The organism is Streptomyces sp. JL2001 (assembly GCF_050917515.1).
Lineage (GTDB): Bacteria > Actinomycetota > Actinomycetes > Streptomycetales > Streptomycetaceae > Streptomyces.
In genome coordinates this window covers 5,683,681-5,702,923 of sequence record NZ_CP169421.1, presented here as the reverse complement: position 1 = coordinate 5,702,923, position 19,243 = coordinate 5,683,681, and the positions used below count along the sequence as shown (strand labels likewise).

The following is a 19,243-nucleotide window of genomic DNA, read 5'->3' as shown; positions in this document are numbered from 1 at the left end:
TGGTCCCGGCGAATATACGACCCCCGGAGGCGCCCGGCCCCCGGGGCGTCCGGCCTCAGGCGTCGTCGAGGCCGCGCTCGATGGCGTACCGGACCAGCTCCACGCGGTTGTGCAGCTGGAGCTTGCCCAGGGTGTTCTGGACGTGGTTCTGCACGGTGCGGTGCGAGATGACCAGACGTTCGGCGATCTGCTTGTAGCTCAGTCCCTTGGCGACCAGGCGCAGCACCTCGGTCTCGCGCTCGGTGAGCTGGGGGGCCTTCGGCTCGTCGGCGCCCGCGGCCGGCTCCGGCTCGGAGGCCAGGCGGCGGTACTCGCCGAGCACCAGGCCCGCGAGGCCGGGGGTGAAGACGGGGTCGCCCACGGCGGTGCGGTGCACGGCGTCGATCAGCTCGGCGGTGCTGGCGGACTTGAGCAGGTAGCCGGTGGCACCGGACTTGACCGCCTCCAGCACGTCGGCGTGCTCGCCGCTGGCGGAGAGCACCAGGACCCGCAGCGTGGGGTCGGCGCCGACGAGCTCCTTGCACACCTGCACGCCGGGCTTGGCCGGCAGGTTCAGGTCGAGCACGAGGACGTCCGGGCCGACGGCCTTCGCGCGCCGCACGGCCTGCTCGCCGTCGCCGGCCGTGGCGACCACGTCCAGTCCGGCCTCGGCGAGGTCGCGGGCGACCGCGTCCCGCCACATCGGGTGGTCGTCGACGACCATCACCCTGACCGGGCGGCCGTCCGCCGGCCGGTCGGTCCGCGTCTGCTGCTCGCTCATCTATCCGTTCACCTTCCCCCGTGGGTCCCGCGGGACCTTCAGTTCCACTTCCGTGCCCTGGCCCGGTACCGAGATCAGCTCGGCCGTTCCGCCCAGATCCCGCAGCCGTCCCCGGATGGACAGGGCGACGCCCATCCGGCCTTCGCCCTCGGCCTGCGCGAGCCGCCCGTCCGGGATGCCGGGGCCGTCGTCCCGGACCGTGACGACGACCTCGTCGGACCAGTCCTCGACCAGGATCCACGCCCGCGCGTCCCCGCCCGCGTGCACCCGGACGTTGTCCAGGGCGGCGAACACGGCGGCGGTCAGCTCGCGGGCCGCGGCCGGCGCCAGCAGGACCGGCACGCCCGGGTCGGAGAGCGTGACCCGTGCACCCGCCCGCGGGGCGAGCAGGGTGCGCAGGTCGACCGGAGCGTCGTCGTCCGGCTCCTCGACGAAGCGGACCACCGCGCCCTCGGACTCGTCCTCGGAGACCAGTGAGGGCCGGGTGAGCCCGCCGGCGACCAGGGTGCGCAACGCGACCTCCTGTTCCCCGGCCATCCGGCCCAGCTCGGCGGCCTCGCCGCCCAGCGCGGTGCCCCGCCGCTGCACCATCGCCAGCACCTGGAGGACGCTGTCGTGGATGTCGCGGGCGAGCCGCTCCCGCTCGCGGGTGGCGGCCTCGATCTCCAGGGCGCGGGCCAGGGTGCGTTCGGAGGCGCGGGCGACCTCCACGACGTAGCCGATGGCGATGGACGCCACCCAGACCAGCAGGACGTTGTGGAGCGTGTCCCGGCTGGGGCTGCCGCGCTCGGCCAGGTTGGCGACGGCCACCAGCGAGGAGGCGAAGCCGGCCCAGCGCCAGCCGCCCTTGATCGCGTACGCGAGGACGGCTCCGGCCGTCCATATGGAGGGCAGCGTCGGGCCGTCGACCGACCGGGCCTGCTCGTCCGCGAGCGGGGTGAGCAGGATGCCGACGAGGGCGATCGCGAGGTCGGCGACCAGGAAGCCCTTGGTGCAGCTGACCGCGTTCGCCACCTTCGGGAGGGTGGCCAGCGTCCACACGCACATCACGGCGAGGAACGCGACCGCCACCCACGGCCGTTCGAAGGCGTCACGGGCGAAGACGAAGATCAGTACCGCGTAGATCATCGTCAGGACGCGGTAGGCGGTGAGCGCGCGCCACAGCGGCTGCTCGACCGACATGCGCACGACACGCTCGCGCTTGGCCATCTCCCCCACCCACCCCGGGTCCGCCCCCGCAGGGGTTACGCGCCGGACTCTTCCCGCGCCGCGATCTCGGCCTTGACGGCCTCCTTCGCGGCCTTCTCGGCCTCCGCGATCTGCCGCTTGGCGGCGGTCGCGTAGATGTCGACGTACTCCTGGCCGGACAGCTTCATGATCTCGTACATGACCTCGTCGGTCACCGAGCGGAGGATGAAGCGGTCCCCCTCCATGCCCTGGTAGCGGGTGAAGTCCAGCGGCTGGCCGATCCGGATCCCCGGGCGCATCAGCTTGGGGACGACCTTGCCGGGCGGCTGGATCTTCTCCGTGTCGATCATCGCGACCGGGATCACGGGCGCTCCGGTGGCGAGGGCCACGCGCGCGAGGCCGCCGGGCTTGCCGCGGTAGAGCCGCCCGTCGGGCGAGCGGGTGCCCTCCGGGTAGATCCCGAAGAGCCCGCCCTTCTCGATGACCTCGATGCCGGCCTTGATGGCCGCCTCGCCCGCGCCGCGCGCGCCGGAACGGTCCACCGGAAGCTGGCCGACGCCCTTGAAGAAGGCGGCGGTGAGCTTGCCCTTCACGCCCGGCGAGGTGAAGTACTCGGCCTTGGCGATGAAGGTGACCTTGCGGTCCAGGACGGCCGGCAGGAAGAACGAGTCGGAGAACGACAGGTGGTTGCTCGCGAGGATCGCCGGCCCCTCGGCGGGAATGTTCTCGAGGCCCTCCACCCAAGGCCTGAAGGCGAGCTTCAGGGACCCTCCGATGGAGAACTTCATTGCGCCGTAGATCAACTCGGGTACCTTCCGTGTGCTGTGGGAGAGACCTTATCCCGTACGGCCTCGGCCGAGCCGCGACGGGCTCGGCACCATCGTGCGAACGGCCCTGGTCGGTGTCGGTCCGGTCGCGTACGGTGAAGGTCCTTCCCCTTTTGTCGTCGCTTCGTCGAACCCACGAACAGGAGACCCCGGTGCCGGTCCTTCCTGGAGCTGAGCCGTACCGCCATGAGGGCGGGGAGGTAGGCGTCCTTCTCTGTCACGGATTCACCGGTTCCCCTCAGTCGCTGCGCCCCTGGGCCGAGTACCTGGCCGAGCGCGGGCTGACGGTGTCGCTGCCCCTGCTGCCCGGGCACGGCACCCGCTGGGAGGACATGCAGCTCACCACCTGGCACGACTGGTACGCGGAGGTGGACCGCGCCCTGCAGGAACTGCTCGCGCGGTGCGAGACGGTCTTCGTCTTCGGCCTCTCCATGGGCGGGGCGCTGACCCTGCGGCTCGCGGCCCGCTACGGCGACGCGATCCGCGGGATCGTCCTCGTCAACCCGGGCAACAAGGTGCACGGCCTGGCCGCGCACGCGCTGCCGGTGGCCCGCCACCTCGTCGCCTCCACCAAGGGCATCGCCAGCGACATCGCCAAGGAGGGGGCGACCGAGGTCGGCTACGACCGCGTCCCGCTGCACGCGGCGCACTCGCTGCGGCGCTTCTTCCAGGTCGTCGACGCGGAGCTGCCGCAGGTCACGCAGCCGCTGGTACTGCTGCACAGCCCGCAGGACCACGTGGTGCCGCCGGCCGACTCGGCCCGTGTCCTGAGCCGGGTCTCCTCGACGGACGTGACGGAGATCCTGCTGGAACAGAGCTACCACGTGGCGACGTTGGACCATGATGCGGAGCGGATCTTCGAGGAGAGCTGGGCGTTCGTGGGCCGGCTCGCTCCGCTGGCGGCCGACGAGAAGGGGAGCACGAGCGGTGGCTGAACAGCAGGACGGCGAGCGCGAGCCGCAGCCCATCGACGAGGAGGCGGCCTGGGCCGCGATCGTCGCCGGGTACGGCGATGAGCCGGCGGACCCGCCGGGGGCCCGGCCCTTCCGGTCGGTGGAGGACCTGGCGCTCCCGGAGGAGGACCAGGGCGGGGACGAGGACGACGAGGACCACCAGGGCCCGGCCGCCGACCCGGAGGAACCGGGGAAGCCGGACAAGCCCGCCCTCGGCAGCTCGATCGTGTTCGCGCCCGGCGTGCGCGTGGGGACGGGTCCGCGGGACTACGCGGTGGCGGACCCGGACGACGAGACCGGTGACGACCGGACCCCCGACGGCCGCGACGGCGACGAGGGCCACTTCGTGCCCCCGGAGCCGCCTCCGCTGCCCGAGGCCGACGCGACGACGAAGTTCGCGTGGCTGGGCGTGGTGGGCGGCCCGGTGCTGATGCTGCTCGCGGTACTGCTCCAGTGGGACATGACCTGGTGGCTGACGACCGTCTGCGTCGGCGGCTTCCTGGGCGGCTTCGCGACGCTGGTGGCCCGGATGAGGCACGACGACGACGAGGACGGCTACGACGACCCGGGGCGCGGCGCGGTCGTGTAGCCGGGGACGCCCGCTCCCCCGGACGGCCCGCGGCCCGCGCGGGCCGGATGCCACGCGCCCGGGCCGCGGGCGCCGGCCGGCGGCCCCGTCGGTCAGCCGGCCGGGATGCGGACCGCCGCCAGGACCGGGAGGTGGTCCGTCGCCGCCCGCAGGTCCGCCTCGGGCAGGTCCGTCGGGACGCCGCAGCCGAGGAACTCCACGCCCGGGGTGGCCAGGATCGCGTCGATGCGCTGGTGCGGGGCGCCGGACGGCGAGGTGTACTCGCCGCCCCACGGGCTGACCGCCCAGCCGTCCTGGAGTTCCTTCGCCAGGCGGGTGAAGCTCGGGCCGTCGGGGCGTTCGTTCAGGTCGCCGGCGACGAGGGTGTGCGGTACGCCGAGCGCGGCGACCCGGTCGAGCAGCATCCCGGCCTGGGCGTAGCGCTCGTCCTTCCGCAGGCTCAGATGGCAGCTGACCGCGCCGACCCGGGCTCCGCCGAAGCGGACGACGGCGGTGGCGAAGCCGCGCCGGTGCAGCCCGGGCGTGAGCGGAAGCAGGACGTCCTCGGTGCGCTCCACCGTGGCCCGCAGCGAGCACATCAGCAACGGCCCCGCGGCCGTGGCGCCGCCGGTGAGCACGACCAGTTCGCTCTTCGCGGCGAGCCGGGCCGCGTGCTTGCGCCAGCGGAAGAACCGCGGCGCCTCCTGGACGAAGACCAGATCGGGCGCGCAGGCCCGGACGACCCGGGCGAGGGCGTCCTCGTCGTCCCGCAGGGACCGGACGTTGTAGCTCAGCACCCGGACGACGGCCGAACCGTCTTCCTCTGTGCGGGAGTTGGGCAGGTCACTGATCGCCATGGCCAGCAACATACGACAACGCCCGCCGCATCCGTGGAGGACGCGACGGGCGTACGGGGAGGGCGACGCTCCCGACAGGCCCTAGCCCTGGCGTGCCAGGTCGGCCGCGCCGACCAGGCCGGCCTTGTTGCCCAGCTTGGCCGCGAGGACCTGGGCGTGCGGACGCCACTGTCCGCCGATCAGCCAGCGCCGGAAGGACTTCCGGATCGGGTCGAGCACCAGGTCGCCCTCGTCGGAGACACCGCCGCCGACGATGAAGGCCGACGGGTCGAACAGCGACGCGAGGTCCGCGAGACCCGCGCCCGCCCAGCGGGCCAGTTCGCGGAAGGAGTCCACGGCCACCTTGTCGCCCTGGCGGGCGGCGGCGCTGACGTGCTTGCCCTGGATGCCCTCGGGTGTGCCGTCGCCGAGGCCGAGCAGGATCTCGGCGTTCTCCGGCGTCGCGTTGGCGCGCTGCCGGGCGTACCGGACGAGCGCGCGCCCCGAGGCGTACTGCTCCCAGCAGCCCTGGCTGCCGCAGCCGCACAGCAGGCCGTCCGGAACGACCCGGATGTGGCCGAACTCGGCGGCCACGCCGAAGCGGCCCCGCCGAAGCTTGTTGCCGATGATGATGCCGCCGCCGAGGCCCGTGCCGAGCGTGATGCAGATGACGTCCTCGTGTCCCTGCCCCGCGCCGAACCGGTACTCGCCCCAGGCCGCCGCGTTCGCGTCGTTCTCGACGACGACCGGGAGGCCCACCCGCTGCTCGACCTTGTCCTTCAGCGGCTCGTGCCGCCAGTCGATGTTCGGCGCGAAGAGGACGGTGGCGCGCTTGTCGTCGACGTAGCCCGCGGCACCGATGCCCACGGCCTCGATCTGGTGGCCCCTGCCGGCCTCGGAGACGGCCGCTGCGATCGCGTCGACGATGCCTTCGGGGGTCGGCGGGGTGGGCACCTTGTGCGTGTCGAGGATGTTGCCCTCCTCGTCGACCACGCCGGCCGCGATCTTCGTGCCGCCGATGTCGACGCCGATGGTGAGTCCCATGTGTCCCTCAGTTTTCGGTCGAGCCCCGCTATGCCCAACCGTACCCGAGGGGGCCGGTCGTCCCGGTCAGTCCAGGTCGATGTGCTGCCCGGTTCCGGGCCCGTCGTCGTCCTTGCGCGGCTCGTCCTTGCGGAGATCGTCGCCGCCCAGACCGTCCGTGCGCCGGTCGTCGTCCCGTGTCCAGCGGGTCTCGTGGCCCTCGACCGCCGACCGGTAGGCGGCGAGCAGCTCGTTGCCGGCCGCCGCGAGGTGGTCGAAGACCTGCGGGTTCCGCTCGATGACCGGCTCGACGGCCGCCTTCGCCTGGTTGACGAACTGCTGCACGGCTCCCTGGGCGGCCATGCCCGTCAGCGGGTTCCGCAGCGTGGAGACCTTGTCGGCGACGGCGTCGAAGAGCTTGCGGAACTCCTCGGCCGCGGAGCCGGGCTCCGCGCCGTTCCGCGCGCGACGGCGGGCCTTCTCGGCCTCCAGGTCCTCGGCGCAGGCCTTGGCCCAGGCGTCCGAATCGCTCATGGCGTACTCCTTAGGCTTCTACCGTCGACGGTACACGCCGTGTCACGGGGTCTTCGGCCAGAGCCCGGGATCCGGGGTGAACCGGACGCGCAGGTCGCCCTCGACGAGCCCGGCTCCCGTGACGGTGCAGCGGCGCAGGGCGCCCGGCAGGGGCAGGCTGCGCCGGAACGCTCCGACGGCGAGCAGGAGTTCGTCGCCGCGGCGGACGAGCGAGACCTCGCCCTTGACCGCGCCGGGCAGCGGCAGGTGCCAGACGAGGACCCCGTCCTGGTCGCGACGGTCCTCGACGGTGTGCCCGGGAGCGTCGACGGCGTGGGCATCGTGCCGGACGGCGCCGAGGAGGGCGAGGTCCTCGGGGCCCCGGGGGTCCCGGCCGAGGTGCGGGAGCTCGTGGACGGACGGGTGGGCCTCGCGCAGGCGTGCCAGGTGCTCGTGCTGCTGCGCGGTCAGCCCGGCGAGCCAGGGGTCCGCGGACTCGGCGGGGAGCACCCGGTTCGCGACGACGAGGTCGAGGGCGACGCCCTGGAGGGCGAGGGCGAGCCGGGCGGTGCGGAGGGCGTCGGTGGCGGCCGGGCCGGGTTCGACGACGAGGCGGACGGTGGTGTCCGGGGCGTCGACGACCGCCTGGACGGCGGCGAGCTCGGTCTCCCACCGGGCGGTGGTCTCGTACAGCCACTGGGCGGGCATCGGGACGCCGGCCAGCTGGGCCAGCATCGGGCGCAGGGCGCGGGCGGCCTGTCGCTCGGGCGGCAGGAGGCGGCGCAGATAGCGGCGGAGCTGTTCGGGCAGGGCCAGCACGGCGAGCGCGTCGGGCAGCGGGGGCATGTCGACGACGACGAGGTCGTGGTCCCCGGCGGCGGCGTCCCGCAGGGCGCGGAGCAGGGCGAACCGGTCGCTGCCGGGCAGCTCGGTGAGTTCGGCCTCCTCGAAGGGGGCCGCGCCGAGCAGGTCGAAGGCGGTGCCGAGCCGGGTCTGGAGGGCGAGAAACTCGCGGCGGAAGTCGGCTCCGGGGTCGGGGCGGTGGATCCGCAGGCCGTCGGGCAGGTCCCCGTCGCCGAGGACCGTGGCGGACGCGGCGTCCGCCGATACCAGCAGCACGCGGCGGCCGGCCCACGCCTCGACGAGGGCGGTCGCCGCGGCGACGGTGGTGCGTCCGGCGCCGCCGGGGCCTGTGACAAGGATGATCCGCATGCGGCGACGGTACCGGGACGCGTGGCGGCACCGGTCGGACGATCCCCGAGGACCGCCCGCGCAGGGCCTAGGGCGGGTTGCGAAAGTAGCGCCGTGCGCCCGAAGGGCGGGCCTCGCGGCGTCTGGTGCGTGCGATCGCAAGGCGGAGGGTTGCCCTCGTACTGGGCGTACTCGGGCGATCCCGACAACGCGGCGAGCGTGCGTGCCAGGCGTCGCGAGGCAGGCGGGACTTTCGCAACACGCCCTAGACGCCCGCCTCGACGCGCTTCTTCAGGCCGGCCAGCGCGCGGTCGATGATGACCTTCTCCGCCTTGCGCTTGATCATGCCGAGCATCGGGATCTTGACGTCGACCGTCAGCTGGTAGGTGACCTCGGTGCGGCCGCCGCCGGCCGCCGGGGCCAGCCGGTAGGAGCCGTCCAGGGCGCGCAGCATCTGGGACTTGACCAGCGTCCAGCTGACCTCGTTGTCGCCGGTCCAGGTGTACGCCAGGGTGTGGTCGTCCTTGATGGCCCCGGCGTCCAGCAGCAGCCGGACCTTCTCGGCGCGGCCGGCCGCGTCGGTCTCCAGGACCTCGGCCTCCTTCACCTCGCCCGTCCACTCGGGGTAGCGGACGAAGTCGGCGATCACGCCCATGACGTCGGCCGGTGCCGCCTCGATGGTGATGCTCGAGCTGGTGTGTTCGGCCATCGCGGTGGTTCCTCCACTGTGCGGTCCGGCGGAAGTCGTAAGGGCACTGGCGTGCCGACCCGAAGGCTATCGCGCCCCCGGCACCCGCCCCGCACCGCTCACCACTCCAGCGCCCACGGCCTGCCCGTCGAGGCGAAGTGTCCGACGTTCACGCACTCGGTCGCGCCTATCCGCATCCGGCGCACCAGCGGCTGGTGGACGTGCCCGAACAGCGCGTACCGGGGCCGGGTGCGGTGGATGGCGTCCAGCAGGGCCCGGCTGCCGCGCTCGAAGCGGCGCGCCACCGTGTCGTAGGTCAGTTCCGGCACGTCGGGCGGGATGTGGCTGCACAGCACGTCGACGTCCCCGAGCGCCTCGACCTTCGCCGCGTACTCCTCGTCGGAGATCTCGTACGGCGTCCGCATGGGGGTGCGCAGCCCGCCGCCCACGAAGCCGAAGACCAGTCCGCCGATCTCGGCCCGGCCGCCGTCGAGGACCGTGGTGCCCGGGCGGGCGTACTCGGGCCACAGGCCGGGCACGTCGACGTTGCCGTAGGTCGCGTAGGTGGGTGTCGGGAAGGCCGCGAAGAGTTCCGCGTACTGGCGGCGGACCGCGGACTCGATCGCGGTGTCGCGGTCGACGTCCAGCTCGGACCAGAGCCGCCGCCCCAGGTCGCGGGCCTCGTCGAAGCGGCGCGCGGTGCGCAGGGCGACGATCAGGTCGGCGTTCTCGACCCCGAACAGGTCGGGGAAGATCCCCCGGCTGTGGTCGGCGTAGTCGAGGAAGAGCACCAGGTCACCCAGGCAGATCAGGGCGTCCGCCCCCTCTCCCGCCCTGGCGAGGGCGCCGGCGTTACCGTGCACGTCACTGACCACATGGACTCTCATGCCTGGCATGGAATTCACCTTAGGGCGTCGGACCTGCGGTTACTTCCAAGTCGTCGAAGACGTGGACTACTGTGCGCGAAGCACCGCCACACGTATGTGACGCACCGAACATCTGGCCAGGACCCCCTATCGGGAACCGAGTACTGGTGGGTAACGTCCGAGCAGTCCAGTCGTGCTCACCCCCACTGAGCACCCCTGCCCGATCTTGGACCGCACCGGTGCATCACACAGAGCCGTGGCGCCGGCGCCCGATGAGGAGCAGCAGTCTTGCGCGAGTTCAGCCTTCCGGCCCTGTACGAGGTCCCCACGGACGGCAACCTGACGGATCTCATCCGCCGCAACGCCTCTCAGCACCCAGATGTCGCCGTGATGGGGCGCAAGGTGGCCGGCGTCTGGACGGACGTCACCGCCAAGCAGTTCCTCGCCGAGGTCCGCGGGGCTGCCAAGGGGCTGATCGCCGCCGGCGTGCAGCCGGGCGACCGGGTGGCCCTGCTGTCCCGGACCCGCTACGAGTGGGTTCTCCTCGACTTCGCCATCTGGAGCGCGGGCGCGGTCACCGTGCCCGTGTACGAGACCAGCTCGCCCGAGCAGATCCAGTGGATCCTCGGCGACTCGGCCGCCTCCCTCGCCCTCGTGGAGTCGGCGGCGCACGCGGAGTCGGTCGAGTCCGTCCGGGCGTCCCTGCCGGCGCTCAAGGGCGTCTGGCAGATCGAGGACGACGCCGTCGCCCGGCTGACCGCCGCGGGCGCCGAGGTCACCGACGAGCTGCTCGACGAGCGGATGTCGGCGGCGAACGCGGACGACATCGCGACGATCGTCTACACCTCCGGCACCACCGGCCGCCCCAAGGGCTGTGTGCTGACGCACCGGGCGTTCTTCGCCGAGTGCGGCAACGTGGTGGAGCGCCTGAAGCCGCTCTTCCGGACCGGCGAGTGTTCCGTCCTGCTCTTCCTGCCCGCCGCCCACGTCTTCGGACGTCTGGTCGAGGTCGCCTCCGTCATGGCGCCGATCAAGCTGGGCTGCGTGCCGGACATCAAGAACCTCACCGACGAGCTGGCCGCCTTCCGGCCGACGCTGGTCCTCGGTGTGCCGCGCGTCTTCGAGAAGGTCTACAACTCGGCGCGCGCCAAGGCCCAGGCCGACGGCAAGGGCAAGATCTTCGACAAGGCCGCGCACACGGCGATCGCGTACAGCCGCGCGCTCGGCACCCCGCAGGGCCCGTCCTTCGGCCTCAAGGTCAAGCACAAGGTCTTCGACAAGCTGGTCTTCTCCAAGCTGCGGGCCGTCCTCGGCGGCCGCGGCGAGTACGCGATCTCGGGCGGCGCGCCGCTGGGCGAGCGGCTCGGGCACTTCTTCCGCGGCATCGGCTTCACGGTGCTGGAGGGCTACGGCCTGACGGAGTCGTGTGCCGCGACCGCCTTCAACCCGTGGGACCGGCAGAAGATCGGCACGGTCGGCCAGCCGCTGCCGGGCTCGGTGGTGCGGATCGCCGACGACGGCGAGGTCCTGCTGCACGGCGAGCACATCTTCAGCGGCTACTGGCAGAACGAGGCGGCGACCGCCGAGGCGCTGGCCGACGGCTGGTTCCACACCGGTGACATCGGCACGCTGGACGAGGACGGCTACCTCGCGATCACCGGCCGCAAGAAGGAGATCCTGGTGACGGCGGGCGGCAAGAACGTCGCCCCGGCCGTCATCGAGGACCGGATCCGGGCGCACGCGCTGGTCGCGGAGTGCATGGTGGTGGGCGACGGGCGCCCGTTCGTGGGCGCGCTGGTGACCCTGGACGAGGAGTTCCTGACCCGCTGGGCCGTCGAGCACGGCAAGCCGGCGGACTCCACGGCGGCCTCCCTGCGCGACGACGCCGACCTCCTCGCGGAGGTCCAGCGCGCGATCGACGACGGCAACGCGGCGGTGTCGAAGGCGGAGTCGGTGCGGAAATTCCGGGTCCTGAACTCGCAGTTCACCGAGGAGGCCGGCCACATCACGCCCTCGCTGAAGCTCAAGCGCAACGTGGTGGCGAAGGACTTCGCGGACGAGATCGAAGCCATCTACCACGCCTGACGTACGCTCGGCACGCCCCCGGCGCCACCGCTTCGCGGACGCCGGGGGCGTTCGCGCGCGCCGGGACACCGGCCATCGAAACAAGAGGAGCAGGGGATTCATGCGGCTCAAGCGCACCGCGGTAGTGGGGGCGGCCCTCGTCGCGCTGGTCAGTGTCACGGGCTGTGCCGGGGCCTGGGGCGAGGACGCCGGACTGCCCAGGGCGGGTGACATGGCGGGGCTCGAGAAGCTCGTCGGGCAACACACCCTCTGCAGCGACCTGCGGGCCGGCAGCGACAGCGGCGCCATGAGCCGGGAGTCCGGCGACCCGGCGTGGGGCATCGAGGCGCGTGCGGTGTGCGGGAACGACAGCAGGGTCACGCTCACGCTGCTGTCCGTCGCGGACATGGAGAAGTTCCAGCAGGCGAACCGCAAGGCCGCGGCCGAGGGGGCGGGCGGCCGCTTCCTGCTCGGCCAGGACTTCGCGCTCGTGGCGGACGACCGGATGTCCGCCGAGGAACTGAAGAAGTCCGGCGTCCTGCTCTTCACCTGCGAGAAGGACTTCGCGATACCCCAGGGCTACCGCCACGAGGAACTCCTGGTGGACGGCTGCGCGCTGACCGACTACCTGCCCGCCTGACGTCCGCGGCCGGGACGCGCGCCGCGCGGTGACCCGGGCGGCCGCGCGGAGCGGTCACCCGGGCCGCCGGTCAGAGCAGTTCCCTCAGGCGCTCGGCGAGCAGGTCCCAGCGCCAGCGGTCCTCGACCCACCGGCGGCCCCGCTCGCCCATCCGCCGGCGCAGCTCGGGGTCGAGGAGCAGCGTCGCGATGCGGTCCGCCGACTCCTCGGGGATCCCGCCGCGCACGACCCAGCCGGTCTCGCCGTCCAGGACGGCGTCCGGCGCCCCGCCGGAGTCGCCGGCGACGACGGGCAGCCCGGTGGCCGAGGCCTCCAGGTAGACGATGCCGAGGCCCTCGACGTCGAGGCCGCCGCGGCGCGTGCGGCAGGGCATCGCGAAGACGTCTCCGGCGCCGTAGTGCGCCGGCAGCTCCTCCCACGGCACGGCGCCGGTGAAGCGCACGGAGCCGGCCACCCCGGTCTCCCGGGCGAGCCGCCGCAGGTCGTCCTCGTAGGGACCGCCGCCGACGATCAGCAGCACCGCGTCCGGCACGCGCCGCAGGATCTCGGGCATGGCCAGGATCAGCGTGTCCTGTCCCTTGCGCGGGACCAGCCGCGAGACGCAGACGACCACCGGCCGGTCGCTGAGCCCGAGCCGCTCCCGTACCGCCTCGCCGCCCGAGCCCGGGTGGAAGGTCTTCTCGTCCACGCCCGGCGGGAGCTGCACCATGCGGCCGGCCGCGGCCGGGGTCAGCGCCGTCGCAATCCGGGAGCGGGTGTACTCGCCGAGGTAGGTGATCGTGTCCGTGCCCTCGCCGATCCGCCGCAGCAGCTGCCGGGCCGCGGGCAGCTGCGCCCAGCCCGCCTCGTGCCCGTGCGTGGTGGCCACCAGCCGGCGCGCGCCGGCACGGCGCAGCGCGGGGGCCATCAGCCCGAGCGGGGCCGCCGCCCCGAACCAGACCGAGGTGCAGCCGTGCTCGCGGAGCAGCCCGGCCGCCCGCGCGGTCACGCGGGGAGTGGGCAGCAGCATGGTGGTGCGGTCGCGTACGACCGTGAAAGGCTGCTCGGCGTCGAACGCGGCGGTCGCCTCGATGCCCTCGCGGCTGCGCTTCCAGGTGGAGGCGTAGACCACGGTCCGCTCGGGATCCAGGCGCAGCGCCATGTTGTGCAGGAACGCCTGGATTCCACCGGGGCGGGGCGGGAAGTCGTTGGTTACGATCAGGGTCTTGTGCATCGTGGCCGAATCTACAGGGGCCGCACTCCCCGCCCGGCACCACCACCTCCGCGCGAGCGGACCGACAGGACAAGGACGAGGTAGGGATGACGGGCGTACTGGGCGCGGCGCGCGCCGGCACGGGCACGACTACGGACCCGGGTCCGGACACCGACGCGGCTTCGGTCGCGAGGACGGCGGGGGACGCGCGGCCGGGCCCGGGGAGCGGCCCGGACAGATCCCTGCGCGGGTTCCTGCGTCATCCCGTCACGCTGTGGAGCGTCACCCGGATCGTCCTGCTCCTCTGCGTCTTCAAGGTCGTCACGGTCCCCGGCCCGGACGTCACCAGTGACGTCGAGCAGATCTACCAGGGCTGGTACGAGGTCCTGAGGACCGGCACGTACCCGCTGGACGACGTCACCTGGCAGTACCCGCCGGCCGCCGCCCTGGCGATCCTCTCCCCCGCGCTGCTGCCGTTCCTGGGCTACTCCGCCGCCTTCTTCGTCCTCGCCTTCCTGTGCGACGCGTTCGTCTTCGGGCTGCTGCGGTACACGGGCCGCCGGCCCGGGCGTTCCCAGCGCGGCGCCTGGATCTGGGTGGCGGGGGTCCCGCTGCTCGGTCCGACCGCGTACGCGCGGTACGACCTGATGGTCACCGCGGTGGCCGTCGCCGCCCTGCTCGCCGGGCTGCGCCATCCGCGCGTGATGGGCGCCCTGGCCGGTTTCGGCGCGACGCTGAAGGTCTGGCCCGCGCTGCTCCTCGCGGGCACCCCCCGCGGCCGCGCCACCTTCCGGTCCTGGTCGACGGCGGCGGGCGCGGCGGCGGGTGTCCTGCTGCTGTGCACGCTCGCGGCGCCGGGGGCGCTGGCGTTCCTGACCTTCCAGCGCGACCGGGGCACGGAGGTCGAGTCGCTCGGTTCGCTCGTCTTCCACGTGGCCCGGCACTTCGGCTGGGAGGGCGAGGCCCGGCTGAACTACGGCTCCGTGGAGTTCCTCGGGCCGTACGTCTCCACCGTCACCTCCGCCGCGATGGTGCTGACGGTCGCGGCCTTCGCCTGGCTGCTGCTGTGGCGCATACGGGCACGCGCGTTCTCGACGACGACGCCGGCGGACGCGGCCTTCGTCGCGGTGCTGCTCTTCACCACCACGAGCCGGGTGATCAGCCCGCAGTACATGATCTGGCTGGTCGGGCTGGCCGCGGTGTGCCTGGTCCACCGGACGAGCCGGATGCGTCGGCCGGTCCACCTGGTGGTGTGGGCGACCGCCGTCACGCAGTTCGAGTTCCCGGTGTGGTTCTCGCACGTCTCGCACAGCGATCCGCTGGGTATCGCCCTGCTGCTCGTGCGCAACGGCCTGCTGGTCGCCGCCACGCTCTCCGCCTGCCGCGTCCTGTGGCGGCAGACGGTGACGGAGCCGCGTCTCACGCCGGCGTCGGTGCCGGCTCAGCGTGACCGTTCGAGGACCCTGCCGGTCGCCTGAGGGCTGGGCGTGCGGCGGTGCAGCAGGCCGAGGGCCGTGCACTGCCCGGCCATCGCCAGCCCCATCGCCAGCGTCACGCCCGGCAGCCCGAGCCCGGAGAGGGCGTACGCCAGGGGGAGCTGGGCGAGCACGCCCGCGACCGTGATCCTGGCGAGCAGCGGGCTGCCGCCACTGCCCTCGAAGACCCCCGCGAGCGCGATGAACCCGGCCGTCAGCACGAGACAGGGCCCCAGGCAGCGCAGGAAGAGGGCGCCGGCCTCCGCCACGTCGGGGGACGCCCCGAAGCCGCGCATCACGAGGTCGGCGGTGAGGAACAGCAGGCCGGCGGCCGCCGTGCCGAGGACCCCGCCGAGGACCAGGGCCTGCCGGCCGACGGCCGCGCGTTCGTCGCGACCCGTTCCGAGCAGGTGCGCCGTGTGGATGGCGGCCGCCTGGCGGACGGAGTAGAAGGCCATGGTCGCGACGTACATGGCCTTGGTGGCGATGCCGTACGCGGCGACCTGGGTGACGCCGAGGCGCGCGACCACGGCGACGAGGGCGAGGGTCCCCGTCATCCGGACGACGAAGTCGACGGACATGGGCAGTCCGGTGGCGACGGTGCGGCGCAGGGCGGCAGCCGTGCCCGTGGGGGGAAGGGCGGCCCGCGCGGCGCGCAGGAGGGGGTTGCGGCGCAGCACCCACAGGCCCACGCCGAGGGCGGCGGAGCGGCCCAGGACGGTCGCGAGGGCGGCGCCCGGCACTCCGTGGGCGTGGATGAGGAGCGGGTCGAGGACGAGGATCAGACCGTTGGCGAGGAAGGCGAGCCGCATCGGGGTGCGGGTGTCGCCGGCCCCCTTGAGGATGCCGTCGAGGACGGTGGTGGCGAAGAAGACGGCCATGCCCGGCAGGGAGATCGCGAAGTAGGCGGTGGCCAGGGCGAGGGCGGAGGTGCCGTCGCCGCCGAGGACGAGCCGGGCGAGGGGTTCGCGCAGCAGGAACCCGCCGACGGTGACCGGCGGGACCAGCAGGGCGGCGAGCGCCCAGCCGCCGCGGACGGCGGCCCGTAGGGCGCCGGGGTCCCCGGCGCCGCGGGCGCGGGCGACGAGGACGGTGGTGCCGGAGGCCGCCATGAGCACGACGCCGAGGAGGACGTTCTCGACGTTGGTCGCGACGGCGACGGCGGCGACCGCGTCCCCGCCGAGGCGGGCGACCCAGACCATGGAGATGATCCCGGCGGCGACGCCGGCGAGGAGTTCGCCGTAGACCGGGTACGCCAGCCGGATCAGGGTGTGCCGGTGCCGGATCGTCATGCCTGCCCCCTCGTTTCGTTTTACCTCGATTAGAGGTATCTCGAAAAGAGGTAGCATGGAGGGGAGGTCCGGGACAAGCGAACAGGAGGGGCCGGATGCTGGAGCTGTCGATCCTCGGCTTTCTGCACGACAGGCCGCTGCACGGGTACGAGCTGAAGGACCGCATCCAGGGGCTCAGCGGCCACGTGCGTCCCGTCAGCGACGGCGCCCTCTACCCGGCGATCACCCGCATGGTGAAGGCGGGACTGCTGGAACGGCGTACGGAACCGGGCACCGGCGCGGCACCGCGCCGGACGCTGTCGCTCACACCCGACGGCCGTGCGGAGCTCCTCGCCCGCCTGCGCGCGCCCAAGGAGGCCGACATCACCGACGGCCAGCGCTTCTTCACCCTGCTCGCCTTCCTGAGCCTGCTCCCCGATCCCGCCGAGCGGGCCGCGGTGCTGCGCCGCCGCCAGGTCTTCCTCCACACGCCCGCCAGCTTCTTCTACGAGGGCGGCGCGCCGGTGCGCGCGGAGGACGAGCCCGACCTCTTCCGCCGGGGCATGCTCCGGATCGCCCGCGCTACCGGCACCGCGGAGAAGGAATGGCTGGCGGAGGCGCTGGCCGAGCTGGAGGCCGCCGGCCCGGACTCCCCCGGGGCTCCCTGAACTCCCTGGCCGGTCCCCGGCGCCCGGGCCCCGGCTCCGGAGCCCCGGCGCTCAGGCCGGCCCCGGCGCTCAGGCCAGACGTCGTACGAGGTAGGCGCGCCAGGCCGCGGTGAAGTCCTCCGGGGTGGTGTCCAGCACGTCCCGCAGGGCCTTCTCCACCGCGCCGTCCCGGCCGGGATGCCCGCCCACCGCGCGGTAGAAGCCGGTCAGGGCCTTCTCGCCCCAGCGGTCGGCGATCAGCTCGCAGGCCAGCCAGCCGCTCTCGTAGGCACGGGCCAGCGCCTCCGCGTCCCCGCCGAAGGCGAACTCCCCGTCCTCGGGGAGCCGCGCGGGGGTGTCACCCGCCCGGACCGCGCGCCGCAGTTCCGGCGCGGCCTGGGCGGCCGTACGCCCGGTGCCCCGGTAGGCCGCCCAGTCCGCGAAGCCCTCCGAGAGCCAGACCGGGGTGGCGGCCGAGGTGTGCGCGCGGGTGGCCACGTGCGTGGTCTCGTGGGTGAGGACCACCTGCCGGCCGAAGCCGCCGAGCACCCCGTACGCGTCGGGGTTCACGATCACCCGGTCCGCGGGCGCGTCCGGACCACCGCCGACCTCGCCCGTGGTGACGGCCGCGATCCCCCGGTACGAGGCGCCCGGCGCGCCGAGCAGACCGCCCATCCCCTCCAGGGAGGCCGGGACGAGGACGACCACCCGGCCCGCCCACGGCACCGGCCAGGCCGCGGAGACCGCGGGGACCGCCCGGTCCGCCGCCGCCGCGATCGCCGTGAGCCGCTCGCGCGACTGCCCGACGCCGAGGACGAGGCTGCGCCCTCCCCGTACCGCCTCCACGTCGCCCTGCTGCCAGAGCTGCTGGGCGGCGCCCTTGGCGGGCCGGTCCGCGGTGACGTACCAGCGGCCGTCCCGTTCCGCCAGGTCGAGCACCCGCTCGGTGGTGACCGGCCCGGAGTCGTAGCCGCTGATCCGGTAGCTGAGCTCGGTCCGGGCGGTCGCCCGGCCTCCGTCCACCCGGTCCACGTCCGTCACCCGGTAGCCCCAGGCGCCGAGCGGCACCTCGGCGAGCCGGTCGAACTCCATCAGCGCGGCGGGCGCGAGCGCCGGATCGACCCCGGCGACGAAGGCCGCCTCGTCCCGGGCGAGCAGCGCGCGGGCGTGCCGGTCGAGCAGGCTCTGGATCTCCCGGGACGCCGGGTCGGCGGTGCCGCCGGATCCGGGGGCACCGCATCCGGCCAGGGTCAGCAGGGTCACCAGCAGACAGGCCGCCGCCCGTCGCACCGTTCCGCACCCCTGACCTGCCACGCACTCGATCGTACGGGCAGGCACCCGGGCGGGCGTACGAGCGGACGGACGGCCCGGCAGGAGGTCAGACCCGGGTCACCGTCGCGTGCGACATCATCCCGACCGGGTCGTAGCGCACCCGGGCCCCCGGGTACGGGGCGTGGATCACCTGCCCGTTACCGGCGTAGACGGCCACGTGGCTGGCGTCGCTGCGGTACGTGACCAGGTCGCCGGGCTGCGCCTGCGAGAGGGGCACCTGCCGTCCCGCGTATCGCTGGGCCGAGGAGGTCCGCGGCAGGCTGATGCCGGCCTGCCGGAACGACCAGACCATCAGCCCGGAGCAGTCGAAGGCGGACGGGCCCGTCGCGCCCCAGACGTAGGGCTTGCCGATCGCGCTGCGCGCGGCGATCACCGCCGCCGCGGCCCGCCCCGAAGCCGGGCCGAGGTCGGCGAGCGGCGGCAGGGACTCCTCGCGGCCGGACCGCGAGGCACGCGCGGAGCGGTCGAAGTCCGCGCGCTCCGGCCCGCTCAGGGACTGCAGCACCCGCCGGGCCTCGGCGAGCTTCCGCTCGACCGTGCGCTTGTGCCGGGCGACCTGGGTCCGGCTGCGCTCCAGCTCCGCCAGCAGCCGGGTCGCCTCCGTCCGCTGCTGGTGGAGCCGCCGCTGCTCGTGCCGGAGCCGGCCGAGGGCCGCGCCCTGCCGGGCGGTGACCCGGTCGAGCACCGAGGCCCGCTCCAGGTAGGAGTCGGGGTCGGCCGAGAGCAGCAGGGCGAGGGCCGGGTCCATGCCGCCGGAGCGGTACTGCGCGCCGGCGACCATGCCGAGCGAGCCCCGCATGAGGTTGATCCGCTCCTGGCCGCGCGCCACGCTGTCCTGGGCCCGGGAGACCGTCCTGCGCAGGGCGTCCGCCCGCTCGTCGGCCTTGTTGTAGCCCTCGGTGGCCCGTTCGGCCTCCTCGAAGAGTCGGTCGACGGCGGCCCGGCCGGCAGCCGGGGTACCGCTCGGGTCGGCGCTCGCGGGGACGGCGCCGAGCGCCGTGGCAGCGGTCGCCGCCGCGGCGGCGGTCAGGACGGTGACCCTCACGGGTCGTCGGTGGGACGCCACGTATCGCGCTCCGTTCGGCATCTACGCAGACTGGCGCGGCAGACAGTAGCCCGAGATCCACCCCGCACCAACGAAGGCGCCGGGCACACAAAGTGACGCCCCGCCGGAGACCACAGGTCACCGGCGGGGCGTCAGGTCAGTCA

Annotated in this window: 19 protein-coding genes; 6 read left to right on the top strand and 13 right to left on the bottom strand. The window is 73.7% G+C overall.

What is annotated here, in order from left to right:
• Positions 1–55 precede the first annotated feature (55 nt).
• From ACE1OA_RS25410 to ACE1OA_RS25400, 3 genes are read right to left on the bottom strand one after another with little or no spacing between them, the layout of a single operon-like run.
• On the bottom strand, positions 56–760 hold the full coding sequence (locus tag ACE1OA_RS25410) for a response regulator transcription factor (RefSeq protein WP_356603229.1): 705 nt from the start codon (positions 758–760) through the stop codon (positions 56–58).
• Positions 761–1,969 carry a MacS family sensor histidine kinase gene (gene macS / locus ACE1OA_RS25405; RefSeq protein ID WP_356603227.1) on the bottom strand — a complete coding sequence of 403 codons (1,209 nt, stop codon included), beginning with the start codon at positions 1,967–1,969 and terminating at the stop codon, positions 761–763.
• 35 nt (positions 1,970–2,004) lie between these two features.
• Positions 2,005–2,736, bottom strand: a complete 732-nt coding sequence (locus ACE1OA_RS25400; protein ID WP_384868696.1) for a lysophospholipid acyltransferase family protein — start codon at positions 2,734–2,736, stop codon at positions 2,005–2,007.
• Between the two features lie 191 nt (positions 2,737–2,927).
• Between ACE1OA_RS25400 and ACE1OA_RS25395 the strand changes: the two genes are divergently transcribed.
• Together ACE1OA_RS25395 and ACE1OA_RS25390 are read left to right on the top strand one after the other, a co-directional pair.
• Positions 2,928–3,710: an alpha/beta hydrolase gene (locus ACE1OA_RS25395; RefSeq protein ID WP_356603223.1), complete on the top strand. Its 783-nt coding sequence runs from the start codon at positions 2,928–2,930 to the stop codon at positions 3,708–3,710.
• A complete protein-coding gene (locus tag ACE1OA_RS25390; protein ID WP_432753438.1) occupies positions 3,703–4,317 on the top strand; it encodes a hypothetical protein in 615 nt (204 codons plus the stop codon). The genes ACE1OA_RS25395 and ACE1OA_RS25390 overlap by 8 nt, the downstream gene beginning before the upstream one ends.
• A gap of 92 nt (positions 4,318–4,409) precedes the next feature.
• On the opposite strand, the gene ACE1OA_RS25385 is transcribed toward ACE1OA_RS25390, so the two are convergent.
• From ACE1OA_RS25385 to ACE1OA_RS25360, 6 genes are all read right to left on the bottom strand, one after another.
• Positions 4,410–5,153, bottom strand: coding sequence for an endonuclease/exonuclease/phosphatase family protein (locus ACE1OA_RS25385; protein WP_356603219.1), 744 nt, complete (start codon positions 5,151–5,153; stop codon positions 4,410–4,412).
• An 81-nt stretch (positions 5,154–5,234) separates the two neighbouring features.
• Positions 5,235–6,176: an ROK family glucokinase gene (locus tag ACE1OA_RS25380; RefSeq protein ID WP_356603217.1), complete on the bottom strand. Its 942-nt coding sequence runs from the start codon at positions 6,174–6,176 to the stop codon at positions 5,235–5,237.
• Positions 6,177–6,242: 66 nt separating this feature from the next.
• Positions 6,243–6,689, bottom strand: a complete 447-nt coding sequence (locus ACE1OA_RS25375) for a DUF5304 domain-containing protein (RefSeq protein ID WP_356776395.1) — start codon at positions 6,687–6,689, stop codon at positions 6,243–6,245.
• 42 nt (positions 6,690–6,731) lie between these two features.
• Positions 6,732–7,880, bottom strand: coding sequence for an ArsA family ATPase (locus ACE1OA_RS25370; RefSeq protein ID WP_356603213.1), 1,149 nt, complete (start codon positions 7,878–7,880; stop codon positions 6,732–6,734).
• Between the two features lie 244 nt (positions 7,881–8,124).
• Positions 8,125–8,568 carry an SRPBCC family protein gene (locus tag ACE1OA_RS25365; RefSeq protein ID WP_147977645.1) on the bottom strand — a complete coding sequence of 148 codons (444 nt, stop codon included), beginning with the start codon at positions 8,566–8,568 and terminating at the stop codon, positions 8,125–8,127.
• Positions 8,569–8,666: 98 nt separating this feature from the next.
• A complete protein-coding gene (locus tag ACE1OA_RS25360; RefSeq protein ID WP_356603448.1) occupies positions 8,667–9,434 on the bottom strand; it encodes a metallophosphoesterase family protein in 768 nt (255 codons plus the stop codon).
• A gap of 267 nt (positions 9,435–9,701) precedes the next feature.
• On the opposite strand from ACE1OA_RS25360, the gene ACE1OA_RS25355 reads away from it, so the two are divergent.
• Both ACE1OA_RS25355 and ACE1OA_RS25350 read left to right on the top strand, forming a co-directional pair.
• Entirely contained in the window at positions 9,702–11,498 is a 1,797-nt protein-coding gene (locus tag ACE1OA_RS25355) for an AMP-dependent synthetase/ligase (RefSeq protein WP_356776400.1), read from the top strand.
• Positions 11,499–11,598: 100 nt separating this feature from the next.
• Positions 11,599–12,117: a hypothetical protein gene (locus ACE1OA_RS25350; RefSeq protein WP_356603209.1), complete on the top strand. Its 519-nt coding sequence runs from the start codon at positions 11,599–11,601 to the stop codon at positions 12,115–12,117.
• A gap of 70 nt (positions 12,118–12,187) precedes the next feature.
• Here ACE1OA_RS25350 and ACE1OA_RS25345 read toward each other — a convergent pair whose 3' ends face one another.
• Complete coding sequence (locus ACE1OA_RS25345; RefSeq protein ID WP_356603207.1) at positions 12,188–13,330, bottom strand: glycosyltransferase family 4 protein; 1,143 nt, start codon at positions 13,328–13,330, stop codon at positions 12,188–12,190.
• Positions 13,331–13,416: 86 nt separating this feature from the next.
• Between ACE1OA_RS25345 and ACE1OA_RS25340 the strand changes: the two genes are divergently transcribed.
• A complete protein-coding gene (locus ACE1OA_RS25340) occupies positions 13,417–14,787 on the top strand; it encodes a glycosyltransferase 87 family protein (protein WP_384868661.1) in 1,371 nt (456 codons plus the stop codon).
• On the opposite strand, the gene ACE1OA_RS25335 is transcribed toward ACE1OA_RS25340, so the two are convergent.
• The gene (locus ACE1OA_RS25335) at positions 14,751–16,076 is read right to left on the bottom strand and encodes an MATE family efflux transporter (RefSeq protein WP_432753437.1); all 1,326 of its coding nucleotides are present in this window, start codon (positions 16,074–16,076) and stop codon (positions 14,751–14,753) included. The two genes, ACE1OA_RS25340 and ACE1OA_RS25335, sit on opposite strands and share 37 nt — an antisense overlap.
• A 95-nt stretch (positions 16,077–16,171) precedes the next feature.
• Here ACE1OA_RS25335 and ACE1OA_RS25330 point away from each other — a divergent pair, with 95 nt between their 5' ends.
• Positions 16,172–16,723, top strand: a complete 552-nt coding sequence (locus ACE1OA_RS25330; protein WP_356776404.1) for a PadR family transcriptional regulator — start codon at positions 16,172–16,174, stop codon at positions 16,721–16,723.
• 69 nt (positions 16,724–16,792) lie between these two features.
• Here the strand turns inward: ACE1OA_RS25330 and ACE1OA_RS25325 are convergent, their stop codons facing one another.
• Positions 16,793–18,016 (bottom strand): hypothetical protein, encoded by a 1,224-nt coding sequence (locus ACE1OA_RS25325; protein ID WP_432753436.1) that lies wholly within the window; start codon positions 18,014–18,016, stop codon positions 16,793–16,795.
• A 64-nt stretch (positions 18,017–18,080) separates the two neighbouring features.
• A complete protein-coding gene (locus tag ACE1OA_RS25320; RefSeq protein WP_386543524.1) occupies positions 18,081–19,121 on the bottom strand; it encodes an NlpC/P60 family protein in 1,041 nt (346 codons plus the stop codon).
• Positions 19,122–19,243: the final 122 nt, after the last annotated feature.